This is a genomic window from Streptomyces sp. NPDC033178 (assembly GCF_055577685.1).
Genome location: NZ_JBVIPT010000009.1, coordinates 200,788 through 212,354, shown reverse-complemented (window position 1 = coordinate 212,354; position 11,567 = coordinate 200,788). Strand labels below are relative to the sequence as shown.

The window sequence follows — 11,567 nt, the reverse complement described above, 5'->3', positions numbered from 1 at the left end:
CCTCCCTGTCCTCGACCCTGCTCTGCCCCGAAGGTGAACCATGACGGATCCTCTGACGCAAAACGAGACCTTGCAGACCGAATCAATCAGGGAGATTGTCCAAAGTCCCCTGTTCGAAGCGGCGTACGAGCAGGAAGACATCACGTTCCCGCTGGCGACCTTCGACCCCCTGTCGGACGAGAACCCGGAGTGGGCGGGCGTGAGGCTCAGCGATGAGCTCAAGGAGTGCGCGCTGCGGTTCGTCTCCCTGTCGTGCGAATGGTCTCTCGTGTCCCAGGACCGGAACCTCAACGGCGAGTTCAGCCTTCCCCACCTCTACCTGGCCATCACCAGGGACCCGCCACGGCACAACGACCTGGCCACGGAGAGCGAGCGTGCGTTGCTCGCCGACCTCCGGATGATCGACTCGGCTCCTCGACGAGCCACGGGGGAAGCCGCGTTCATCCGGCTCGAACCGCACAAGGAAACTTTGGAGATCTGGTACCAGGACCGCTATCTGTTCGACGAGCAGAACAACACGCAGGGTTTCCTCAGGATGGAACTCAGCTATTGCGAGTACCTGGAGACTCTGCGCCTCACCAAAGGCGCGTTCGGCTGGCAGATGTTGTTCGTCGACGCCTCCCTGCGTGACAGCGGGTTCCGTGCGCACGTGGAAAACCTCACGAACATGCTCGAGACATTCCCCGCCGCGTTCCCGCAGTACGACTACACCGCCCTGGTAGACCGCCTGGAGGCCCGCCGATGACCCGCTACGCCGACATCCCCAAGCCCATCCGCTCCGGAATGGTCGTCGTCGACCCCGACCGAGGCACGCCCCAGCGGATCATCGTGCTGCAGTTCAACCCGGACACCCTCGAACGCAGCCTCAGTCCCCAGTCGGCAGGAGGCAGTGGCGACTCCGGTGGAGGAGGCAGCGGGACCGGGGATCGTAACGAAGCACTCCGGCTCAAGGGCCCCGCCCAGGAGACCTGGAAGTTCACCGCGGAGATCGATGCCACCGATCAATTCGAGGTCGCCGCGCCCGACGGCATTCACCCCCAACTCGCCACCCTCGAAATGCTGGTGCAGCCCACGACCCGGCAGATACGGGACGCCTCGCGGCTCGCGCAGAAGGGGACCATCGAGATCAGCCCGATCGAGATGCCGTTGACGCTGTTCACGTGGGGGAGCAAGCGGGTGATGCCCGTGCGGCTGACCGAGTTGTCCATCAACGAGTCCGCCTTCGACGTCAATCTCAACCCGATCCGGGCCTCGCTCGGCATCGGACTGAAGGTGCTCACCGTGAGCGACCTCCCCGCCGGACACCGGGGCGCCGACCTCTACATGGCCCACCTCGCCCAGAAGGAACGCCTCGCGGCGGCCGCCCGCCGAGGCAGCCTCGGCGGACTCGGCCTCACCGGCGGGGACATCGGCGGTACGGCAACACTGAGCGGAAGGGGCTGAGGCAGCAGCCATGGCCGACATCGAGCCCTACGAGAACGCCCTGGACGCGATCCCGGGCGCCCACCCCTACCCCCGCACCAGCCGCTACCACGACGCCGAGATCGGCATCCACCGACAGCCCGACGGCACCGAAGTCCGGTACACCAAGCGCCGGTTGCTCCCACCCCTCCCTGAGAGCGGGAGCGGAAGTGGGAGCGGAAACGGGAGCGGGATCGGGATCGGGGACGAAACCCAGAGCCACACCGTCAGCAGCGGCGAACGCCCCGACCTCCTCGGGCAGCGCTACTTCGGCGACCCCGCCCAGTGGTGGCAGATCGCCGACGCCAACCCCGTACTCGATCCACGGGAGTTGACCGACGAGGCGGGCAACGTCATCGAGATCCCCGTCGCCGGCGGCTTCCCGCGCACGGCCCTGGGAGACCGGCGTGTCTGAACTCCCCGTGGGCCGGGGCCCCGTACACATCACCCTCCAGATGGGACCGAAGCTCACCCGCCCCGTCCCGGCGGGGGTCACGGAAGCCCTGCTCTCCGCCCAGATCACCGCCACCGCGGGCGAACGCAGCGGCTTCCAGCTCGCCTTCGACCTCACCAAGAACGGGCTGATCAACCGCACCCTGCTCCCGGAGGGGTTCTTCGACCCGAAGACCCGCGTCATCGTCTCCGTGAGCGTGAAGGGCACGCCCGAGGTGCTCCTCGACGGCCTGATCGTGCGACAGGAGGTCGGCGCCAGCAACCAGCCGGGCCACTCCACACTCACTGTCACCGGCGAGGACCTCTCCCTGCTCATGGACCTGGAGGAGCGGACCGACCGCTACCCCAACCTGCCGCCGTCCGAGCGGGTCCTGGCGATCCTGCGCCGCTACTCCGACTACGGCATCCGGCCGGACGTGTACACGGAGAAGGTGTCCCAGCCCCCGCACCAGGACCTCCGTGTCCACTATCAGACGGGCACCGACCTCCAGTACGTCAACGAGCTGGCCCGCGCCAACGGCTACACCTTCTATCTGGAGCCCGGCCCCAACCCGGGCCAGTCGTCGGCCCGTTGGGGCCCCGAGGTCAGGCTCGGCATCCGTCAGCACGCCCTCAACGTCAACATGGACAACAACTCCACCGTCGACCAGCTGACGTTCGCGTACGACGGTACGGCGAGGGAGGAACCGCAGGCCCGCTGGCAGGACCCGGGCACCCGGCAGTCCACGCTTCTCCCGCAGCCGCCGATCAGCCCGCTGCGTCCGCCCCTCGGCAAGCGGCCCACCCCGGCGCTCAAGCGCAGGACGCTGGCCGGTACCGCCAAGCAGCAGCGCGAGCAGGCCGAGGCCGAACTCCTCGCCAGGGCCGCCGTGTCCGCCGACGTCATCTCGGGCTCCGGCTCGCTCGACGTCAACCGGCACGGCTACCTCCTCGCGCCCCGCCAGCTGGTCGGCGTGCGCGGCTCCGGACGGGCGTACGACGGCGACTACTACGTCAAGTCCGTCACGCACACCCTGCGCCCGGGCTCGTACCAGCAGAACTTCACCCTCTCCCGGGAGGGCCTCGAAGCCCGCAGCGCCTACGTCAGGCCCTGACCCACCACCTCACGCACGGCCCCGCAACACCCCACAGAGCAGGAGCAGTTCAGCATGGCGGCAACCGGCAATCGCTACCTCGGCAAGTTCCGCGGCCGGGTGATCGACAACAACGACCCGCTGCACATCGGGCGGATCACCGTCGAGGTCCCGGACGTCCTCGGCGACGAGCCGTCGACGTGGGCGCTGCCCTGTCTGCCGTTCACCGGTCCGGAGGCGGGGCAGTTCGTGGTGCCGCCACCGGGAGCGGGCGTGTGGGTCGAGTTCGAGCAGGGCGATCCCAGCTTCCCCGTGTGGACGGGGTGCTGGTACGGCGACCAGCGCGAGCTGCCGCCGGACGCGCGCCGCCTGGTCCAGCCGGCCTCGCAGGCCAAGCCGGTCGTGGTGCAGACACCCGGGGCGCACAAGATCGTGATGAGCGATCCGCCGGGCGCCGACCAGGGAATCCTGCTCCAGGCCCAGGGCGGCGCCTACATCCGCATCACCAAGGAAGCCGTGGTCATCGCGACCGGCGCGGGCGCCGAGGTCCTGCTGCGCGGCAACCAAGTGACGATCAACGAGGGCCAGTTGACCGTGCTCTCCAAGCGATAGGAAGACGGGGGACGAATCACGTGTCCAGCGCAACAGGGGCATCCGGCGGTCTGCTCGGCACCGGTGCCGTGATCAGCTGCCCGCACGGCGGCCGCGCAACCACCGCCACCACATCCGGCTCCGCCGTGCTCATGGACGGCATGCCCGTCGCCACGGCCGAGCACGGGTACGTCGTCACCGGCTGCCCGCACACCGTCGACGGAGTACCCGTGCCGTGCGTCTCCGTCCGCTGGACGGTCGACGGCTCCGGCGTCACGGTCGACGGCGCGTCCGTGCTGCTCGACACCTCCGCGGCCGAGTGCTTCACGGCGGCCTTCGTGCCGCAGGGCCCGCCGGTCCTCGGGGCCGAGCGCCGAAGGGTGGCCGTCCGATGAGCCCACGCACCCGCCCCCGCAGCGACATCGCGTTCCCCTTCCGGGCCGACCGCCGTGGCCGTACCGCGCACGCCCGCCACGACGAGCACGTCCGTGACCTGATCGAGCAGGTGCTGTTCACCAGCCCCGGCGAGCGCGTGATGCGCCCCGACTTCGGCTGCGGGCTGCTCGACCTGGTGTTCGCGCCGAACAGCCCCGAACTCACCAGCACCCTCGAACTCTCCGTGCAGGCCTCCCTGCAGCGCTGGCTCGGCGACCTCATCGACGTGGAGGACCTCGACGTGATCAGCGAGGACAACGCCGTCCGCGTGCATCTCTCGTACGCCGTGCGCTCCACCGGAACGCGCCGCGACGACGTCTTCGAAGGGAGGGCCGCGGCATGACGGGCACGAACACCACCTCCCGGCGGACGAAGGTAAGGGCCGCCCAGCTCAACGGAGTTGACGCGGTCGAGGTCGGCGACGACGGCCTCGTGCTCACCGTCACCTTCCTCGGCAAGGCCCCGCACGGCCTGTGCGCCGAGAACGTACGCATCGACGGCGGCCGACACATCACCGGCATCCGGGCCGTCGACGTGAGCGTCGAGCGCGAGGAGGACCCCGAGCTCGACGACCGGCTGTACGTCACCCTCGACAAGGCGGGCGATACCTCCGGCTACCGGCTCTCCCTGGTGGAGACCGACCCGTACGGACGTCCCGGGACCGAGCCGTACCGGGGCTTCGACCAGCGGTACCACAGCACGGCCTTCGCCTTCCGGCCCGACTGCCCGACGCCCTTCGACTGCGAGGACGGGCACGAACGGGAACGGGCCGCCTTCCCGGAGGCGCCCGTCGTCGACTACACCGCGCGCGACTACGAGACCATCCGCAAGCTGCTCCTCGACCGGCTCGCGCTCACCACCCCCGACTGGATCGAGCGCAACCCGGCCGACATGGGCACGACGCTCGTCGAACTGCTCGCGTACACCGGCGACCAGATCAGCTACCAGCAGGACGCGGTCGCCACGGAGGCGTACCTCGACACCGCGCGCCGCCGCGTCTCCGTACGCCGCCATGTCCGGCTCATCGACTACGCGATGCACGACGGCTCCAACTCCCGTGCGTACGTGACCGTGGAGACCGCCGGCCGGCACACGCTGCTGCCGGGCACCTACCGCTTCGCCTCCGTCGACGTACGCACCCTCGATCCGCACGACCGCCCGGAGCCCGGCACGGTCATCGACGACGGGGACCTGGCCGAACTCGACGAGCGCGGCTCGGTGGAGGTCTTCGAACCGGTCGCGTCCGCCGACCCGTTGGAGCTGCGGGCCGCCCACAACGCGATCCGGCTGTGGACCTGGGGCGGCGAGACGTCCTCCCTTCCGAAGGGCGCGACCGCCGCGACCCTGCGCGACGAATGGCGTGACGCGGAGACGTGTGAGGAGCGCCAACTCGATCTGAAGCCGGGCGACTTGCTCGTACTGGAGGAGGTGAAGGGGCCGCGCACCGGCACTCCCGGCGACGCCGACCCCGCCCACCGGCAGGCCGTCCGCCTGACCTCCGTCACCCCGGGCGTCGACCGGATCGAGGACCAGCCGGTCCTGGAGGTCACCTGGGCCGCGGGGGACGCGTTGCGCTTCCCGTTCTGCCTGGCCACCCACGGCGGACGCGACTGCGAACCCGTCGAGGACGTGACGCTCGCCCGCGGCAACGTCGTCCTCGTCGACCACGGCCGCTCCCTGAACTGGTGCGGCGACGGCCTGCCGGAGACGGTGACCGTGCCGCCCGTACCCGCCGTCGTCGGCTCCTGCGATCCCCCGGCCTTCGGCTGCCGGGACCGCGACGAGGGCAACGCGCCCGCCCGGCTCATCAACTCCCTTACGTACAAGGCCGAATGCGGCGACCCGCTCTCCCCCGACGGCGTCCGCGAGCTGTTCGACGTCGTCGGCGAGAACGCGACCGTACGCGCCGGCCTGGGCCTGGAACTCGCCGGGCAGCACCAGGAACGTGTGGTGCCCGGCACGGCGTACGCGCAGGTCGCGGCCCTCAGAGCCCTGCTCGCCCAGTCGGTGTACCCCGGCATCGCCGCCCGCTTCCGACCGGTCCTCGGCCGCTCGCCCGTGACGCAGGCCGTGCCGTTCCCGGACCCGCGGACCGTCGCCGTCGGCCAGGCCGAGCGGATCGCCGCCATCCCCGGACGGGTCAGGCAGCGCCTCGTCGAGCTGTGGCGCAGCGCCCGCGACCGCGACGGGCTCGGCGAGCAGGAGATCGCCGAACTCACCGTGATCTACGGCCTGAAGACCCTGGAGCACCTCGAACTCCACCTCCACCCGGTCCGCGCCCTGCGCGAACTCCTCTTCCGCAGCGACCAGTTGCTCGACGCGAAGGTGCGCCGCGTCGAGGTGCTCACGGCACGGGCCCGCGCGGGCGCGGTTCTCGACGGCCACATCGCCTGGGAGATCGCGCACAGTTGGGGACCGGTGTACGCGTCCGGACTGCACCCGGACGAGCTGGTTCTGCGGGGCCCCGCCTCGGCGGCGCTCCGCCACGACCCGCGCCAGGCGCTGCCCGCCGTACGGCTCCACGACGGCGACGGCGACGGCGACGGTGACGTGGCCTGGGAGCCGCGCCGCGACCTGCTCGACAGCACGCCCCGCGACCGGCACTTCGTCGGCGAACTACAGGACGACGGACGCCTCGCCCTGCGCTTCGGCGACGGCCGGCACGGAGCGCGTCCCACCCCCGGAGCCCGCCTCGAACTCCGCTACCGGCTCGGCGGCGGCACCGCCGGAAACGTCGGCGCGGAGGCCATCAACCACCTGGTCCTCCGCAGAGACGACAACGGTGACGGTGACAGGGGCGGTGACGAGGGCGGCGGTCGCGAGGAACCGCCGGTGGCCGGCGTACGCAACCCGCTGCCCGCCGTGGGCGGCACGGAGCCCGAACCGGTCGAGCAGGTCCGCCAGTTGGCGCCACTCGACCTGCGCCGCACCCGGCTGCGCGCGGTCACCGCCGAGGACTACGCGGCCCTCGCCTCCGCCCTGCCCGGGGTGCAGCGCGCCGCCGCCGCGATCCGCTGGACCGGCAGCGTCCAGGAAGCCCACATCGCGATCGACCCGTACGGCACCGGCGCCCCGTCGGAGGGGCTGCTCGCCGAGGTGGCCCAGGCCCTGGAGGCGTACCGGCGCATCGGCCACGACCTCGTGGTCGCGCCCGCCCGGCTCGTGCCGCTCGACATCGAGCTGAAGGTGTGCGCCAAGCCCGGCCACCAGCACGGGCAGATCCTGGCCGAGCTGTACCGCGTACTCGGCAGCGGCCGCCTCCCGGGCGGGCGGCTCGGCTTCTTCCACCGGGACGCGCTGACCTTCGGCGAACCGGTCCGGCTCAGCCGTCTGGTCGCCGTCGCGGCCGCGGTGCCGGGAGTCGAGAGCGTCCAGGTCACACGGCTGCGACGGCTGTTCCACGAGGACCGAGGAGAGAGGGAGGACGGCGTGCTGCGGCTCGGCCCGCTGGAGATCGCCACCTGCGACAACGACCCCGACCGGCCGGAGAACGGCCGCCTGGCGATATCCCTCGGAGGTGCCCGATGAACGACGACTGCACCTGCGGCGGCGCGTGCGGCCACGGCGTGTCCGGTGGCGGCACGTGCGGCGACAGCCTGTCCGGCGGTGGCGGCACGTGCGATTGCGGCGGCGCCTGCGGAGGCCACGACGAGCGCCTCGCCCCCGCCCCGCTCCACAACCCTCCCGGTCGCACGGCCCTCGACTACCGCGTCGGCGAGTACGGCTCCTTCCTGGCCGCCCAGCTGGACCGGCTGGCCTCGCCCGCGTACCCGGCCCTGAAGGGGCTCACGGTCCGCACCCCCGACGACCCGGCGATCGGCCTGCTCGACGCCACCGCCGTCCTCGGCGACCTGCTCACCTTCCACTCCGAGCGGATCGCCGACGAGGCCTATCTGCGGACGGCCAACGAGCACCGCTCGCTCGCGCTGCTCGGCCGACTGGTCGGGCACCGGCCGCGGCCCGGCGTCGCCGCCTCCACCCATCTCGCGTACAGCCTCGAACGCGATCCGCGCGCCGAGAACCTGCCCGTGGTGATCCCGCGCGGGGCACAGAGCCACAGCGTGCCCGCGTCGGCCGACGAGGAGTCGCAGACCTTCGAGACGAGCCGCGACCTGACGGCCCGCTGGGACTGGAACGAGCTGAAGGTCCGGCGCCGCCGCCCCTCCCTCGTCACCCCGGCGGACCTGGAGCGCCGCTCGGAGCTCTTCGTCGAAGGCACGGCCAACTCCCTGCAGACCGGCGACCAGTTGCTCTTCGTGTTCGGCGAACAGGCGGCATCCGAGCCGAAGTTGCTGCCCGTCGCGAGGGTGCGGATCGACCGGGACGACGAGATCACCGCGATCGGCCTGGCCCGGTCGGCTCCGCCCACGCTCAGGGAACTCGTCGACGAGGTACGGCGCTGGACCTCCGAGCCCGAGGCGCCGGGCGACCCCGGCGACGAACCGCCCACTCCGGAGGTCCCCAACCCACGCCCGGTCAGCCGCCTCGTCGAGGACTTCGACGACCAGGTCCTCGCCCCACTGCGCGACGACCTGGACGGGATCAAGACCCCGGAGACCCTCGCGGCCCGTCTCGCCGAGCCCGTGGCACGCCTCGGGGAGGCCCAGGTCCTCGCGACGCCGTACGAGGACGTCGCGGCGTGGTTCGAGCAGCTGGCGGCGGTACTCGCCGAACTGGCCGAGCGCGCACTGGAGTTGGCGCCCTCCCAGCCGGTCCCGCCGACGGACGGCCAGGCCTCGACGGCGGCCTCGGGCGGCCAGAGCCAGGCGGGAGCCATCGGCCAGGGTCCGGCGGGAGCCGTCGGCCAGGTCCCGGCATCGGCCGCCACGCCCAGCCCTTCGGCTCTCGCCGCCACGAGCCCGACAGCCGTCGCTACCCCGAGCCCGGCAGCCCTGGCCGCTCCGAGCCCCACGGCCTCCGCCACCTCAGCCCCCCTAAGCCACCACGAAGCCGCCCTCCAAGCCCTCGGCTCCGTCCTCCCCGCCCTCCGCGGCAAGGCCCCCGCCCCGACCACCGGCGCCGAACAGCCCCACCGACCGGGCGCGGACACAGCCCGGCTGCTCTCGGCCCTGAACCCCGGCCTGACCGGCCTCTACCCGGCCTGGCGGACGGCCGCCGCCCCCGGCACCCCGGGGCTCCTGCGGGAACTCCTCGCGATGCGCGTGACCACGGCCCCCTTCGGAGCCATGGCCCCGCTCAAGCCGGTCCAGGACGACCGGGGCCGGGTCATCCGCACCGCGGACTGGCCCCTTACCGGTGCCGCCCTGGTCAGCATGCGCGTCGTGTTCGACACGGCGGGCAAGGTCCCGGTGCGCGCGGAGTTCCAGTACGTCGAGGGCAGCAGCTCCGACCAGCGCGCGGAGAACCTGCCGGTCGCGGTGCCGGTCACCTTCCGGCTCGGCGCGGGCGAGGTGGACCTGTCCACCCACGCCGGCCAGGACCGCGAGCTCAGCTGGCTCAACCGACGCCCCACCGACTCCCAGGAACCCGGTGTCACCGCGGTCCTCCGCGAGGGGCTGCCCAACCGCACCCTCTTCGTGTCCCGCCCGGACGACGACGGCCTGGTCCACGTGGGCGTGCACAACGGCACGTCCGAGCAGGTCGCCCTCCGGCCGGGCGTCCCGGAGCGGTTCACGCACGGCGAGTACGAGGTGAGCCTCTCGTACACCGTGGGCAGTGCCGCGCCGAACGTGGAGGTGGTCATCGCATCGAAGCCGGAGCCCACCAACCGCCGTGTCCTGCAGCTGGACCGGGTGCACGACGGCATCACGGTCGGCAGCTGGGTCGCGATCCAGCGGCCCGGCAAGGGAGTCGAGGGTGGTATCCCGGGTGACAAGAAGCTCGCGTTCGTCACCACGAAGGTCGTGGCCGCACGGACGGCCGCGTACACCAACTACGGAATCACCGGACGTGGCACCGAACTCGTGCTGGCAGACCCATGGTTGGACGAGTTCGACGTCCTGCTCTCGCACATCCGCGACACCACCGTCCACGCGGACGGTGAGCCGTTGCGCCCGGCCGACGAGCCGCTGGGCGAGGACGTGCACGGCAACGAGATCGAACTCGCCGAGCTGTACGACGGGTTGAGGCCGGGCCGCACGCTGATCGTCGCGGGCGAGCGCAGCGACATCCCCGGCACGGCAGCCGTCCAGGCCACGGAGGTCGTCACCATCGCGGCCGCCGACCCCGCGGTCGATCCCCAACTCCCGGGCGACCACGTCCACACGAGGCTGACGCTCACCGCGGACCTCGCGTACCGCTACCGCCGAGAGACCGTGCGGATCCTCGGCAACGTGGTCGAGGCGACCCACGGCGAGGGCCGGGACGAGCCGATCGGCAGCGGCGACTCGGACCGTACGAACCAGACGTTCGCGCTCTGGCAGTCCCCGCTGACCTGGCTCGCCGACGACAACCCCCTCGGCGCCACCCCCGTCCTGGAGGTGCGGGTCGACGGAGTGCGCTGGCACGAGGTCGACAGCCTCGCCGGGCGCGGCCCGCGCGAGCGCGTTTTCATCACCGGGACCACCGCCGACGGCCGCACCACCGTGACCTTCGGCGACGGCATCCACGGCGCCCGACTGCCCAGCGGCCACGAGAACATCCGTGCCCGCTACCGCTTCGGCACGGGCAGGGCCGCCAACGTGGCGGCCGGCCGCATCACTCAGGCACTCACCCGCCCCCTCGGCGTCACCGCGGTCACCAACCCGCGCCCCGCCACGGGCGGCGCCGACGCCGACGGCCCCGGACTGACCCGGCGCACGGTCCCGCTGGCCGTCTCGGCCCTCGACCGTCTGGTCTCGGAGACCGACTACGAGGACTTCGCCCGCTCCCGGGCCGGCATCGGCCGGGCCGCCGCACGCGAACTCTTCGACGGACGGCGGCGCGTGCTGCACGTGACGGTCGCGGGCACGGACGACGTGCCGATCGCCGACGACTCGGACCTCCTCCGCGCCCTGCGCGGCGCGCTCACCGAGTACGGTGACCCGAACCTCCCGGTCCGCGTGGACGTCCGCGAACTCGTCGCGCTTCTCGTCGCCGCGAAGGTGAAGGTGGCGCCCGACCACACCTGGCAGGTCGTCGAACCCCGCCTGCGCCAAGCCCTGTTGCGCCGACTCGGCTACGAGGGACGGGAGTTGGGGCAGCCCGCCCGCCTCTCCGACATCCTGGCCACGGCCCATCAGGTGCCCGGCGTCGACTACATGGACGTCGACATCTTCACCGGCGTCCCCGCCTCCGCGACCGCCGAGGAACTCACGAAGCTCCTCGCGAACCCGGGCCTGCCGAAGGCGTCGGTCCCGGCGCGCGGAGCCACGTACGACGAGAAGACGTACACCGTCCGCGCGAAGGACGGCGAGACGCTGTCGGCGATCTGTGCCCGGCACGGCGTTCCGCTCGCCCAACTCCTGCGCCTGAACCCCGACATCACCGACACCCGCCGCCTGGCGAAGGGCCGTTCGGTGTACGTCTTCCGCGGCATCCGCCCGGCTCAGCTCGCACTGCTGTCGCCGAAGGCCGCGGACACCCTGATTCTGACGGAGGTCAAGTGATGGCCGC

At 71.9% G+C, this 11,567-nt stretch carries 9 protein-coding genes; all 9 read left to right on the top strand.

Going from position 1 to position 11,567, the window contains the following annotated elements:
* Nucleotides 1-40: 40 nt before the first annotated feature.
* The 9 genes from ACZ5VQ_RS23465 to ACZ5VQ_RS23425 are packed head-to-tail and all read left to right on the top strand — an operon-like array spanning nucleotide 41 to nucleotide 11,560.
* Complete coding sequence (locus tag ACZ5VQ_RS23465) at nucleotides 41-745, top strand: hypothetical protein (RefSeq protein ID WP_469106560.1); 705 nt, start codon at nucleotides 41-43, stop codon at nucleotides 743-745.
* Nucleotides 742-1,443 carry a hypothetical protein gene (locus ACZ5VQ_RS23460; RefSeq protein ID WP_469106559.1) on the top strand — a complete coding sequence of 234 codons (702 nt, stop codon included), beginning with the start codon at nucleotides 742-744 and terminating at the stop codon, nucleotides 1,441-1,443. The genes ACZ5VQ_RS23465 and ACZ5VQ_RS23460 overlap by 4 nt, the downstream gene beginning before the upstream one ends.
* Nucleotides 1,444-1,453: 10 nt before the next feature.
* Nucleotides 1,454-1,876, top strand: a complete 423-nt coding sequence (locus ACZ5VQ_RS23455) for a LysM peptidoglycan-binding domain-containing protein (protein WP_469106558.1) — start codon at nucleotides 1,454-1,456, stop codon at nucleotides 1,874-1,876.
* Nucleotides 1,869-3,008 (top strand): hypothetical protein, encoded by a 1,140-nt coding sequence (locus ACZ5VQ_RS23450; protein WP_469106557.1) that lies wholly within the window; start codon nucleotides 1,869-1,871, stop codon nucleotides 3,006-3,008. The genes ACZ5VQ_RS23455 and ACZ5VQ_RS23450 overlap by 8 nt, the downstream gene beginning before the upstream one ends.
* A gap of 54 nt (nucleotides 3,009-3,062) precedes the next feature.
* A complete protein-coding gene (locus tag ACZ5VQ_RS23445) occupies nucleotides 3,063-3,599 on the top strand; it encodes a phage baseplate assembly protein V (protein WP_469106556.1) in 537 nt (178 codons plus the stop codon).
* Between the two features lie 20 nt (nucleotides 3,600-3,619).
* Complete coding sequence (locus tag ACZ5VQ_RS23440) at nucleotides 3,620-3,973, top strand: hypothetical protein (RefSeq protein WP_469106555.1); 354 nt, start codon at nucleotides 3,620-3,622, stop codon at nucleotides 3,971-3,973.
* Nucleotides 3,970-4,356 carry a GPW/gp25 family protein gene (locus tag ACZ5VQ_RS23435; protein ID WP_469106554.1) on the top strand — a complete coding sequence of 129 codons (387 nt, stop codon included), beginning with the start codon at nucleotides 3,970-3,972 and terminating at the stop codon, nucleotides 4,354-4,356. The genes ACZ5VQ_RS23440 and ACZ5VQ_RS23435 overlap by 4 nt, the downstream gene beginning before the upstream one ends.
* The gene (locus ACZ5VQ_RS23430) at nucleotides 4,353-7,541 is read left to right on the top strand and encodes a putative baseplate assembly protein (protein ID WP_469106553.1); all 3,189 of its coding nucleotides are present in this window, start codon (nucleotides 4,353-4,355) and stop codon (nucleotides 7,539-7,541) included. The genes ACZ5VQ_RS23435 and ACZ5VQ_RS23430 overlap by 4 nt, the downstream gene beginning before the upstream one ends.
* The gene (locus ACZ5VQ_RS23425; RefSeq protein WP_469106552.1) at nucleotides 7,538-11,560 is read left to right on the top strand and encodes a putative baseplate assembly protein; all 4,023 of its coding nucleotides are present in this window, start codon (nucleotides 7,538-7,540) and stop codon (nucleotides 11,558-11,560) included. Before ACZ5VQ_RS23430 ends, ACZ5VQ_RS23425 begins: the two co-directional genes overlap by 4 nt.
* Nucleotides 11,561-11,567 lie beyond the last annotated feature (7 nt).

Bases quoted from the DNA above. Each gene is read 5' to 3' on its own strand.
- ACZ5VQ_RS23465 (WP_469106560.1), top strand. From the start codon at position 41: ATGACGGATCCTCTGACGCAAAACGAGACCTTGCAGACCGAATCAATC.
- ACZ5VQ_RS23460 (WP_469106559.1), top strand. From the start codon at position 742: ATGACCCGCTACGCCGACATCCCCAAGCCCATCCGCTCCGGAATGGTC.
- ACZ5VQ_RS23455 (WP_469106558.1), top strand. From the start codon at position 1,454: ATGGCCGACATCGAGCCCTACGAGAACGCCCTGGACGCGATCCCGGGC.
- ACZ5VQ_RS23445 (WP_469106556.1), top strand. From the start codon at position 3,063: ATGGCGGCAACCGGCAATCGCTACCTCGGCAAGTTCCGCGGCCGGGTG.
- ACZ5VQ_RS23435 (WP_469106554.1), top strand. From the start codon at position 3,970: ATGAGCCCACGCACCCGCCCCCGCAGCGACATCGCGTTCCCCTTCCGG.
- ACZ5VQ_RS23430 (WP_469106553.1), top strand. From the start codon at position 4,353: ATGACGGGCACGAACACCACCTCCCGGCGGACGAAGGTAAGGGCCGCC.
- ACZ5VQ_RS23425 (WP_469106552.1), top strand. From the start codon at position 7,538: ATGAACGACGACTGCACCTGCGGCGGCGCGTGCGGCCACGGCGTGTCC.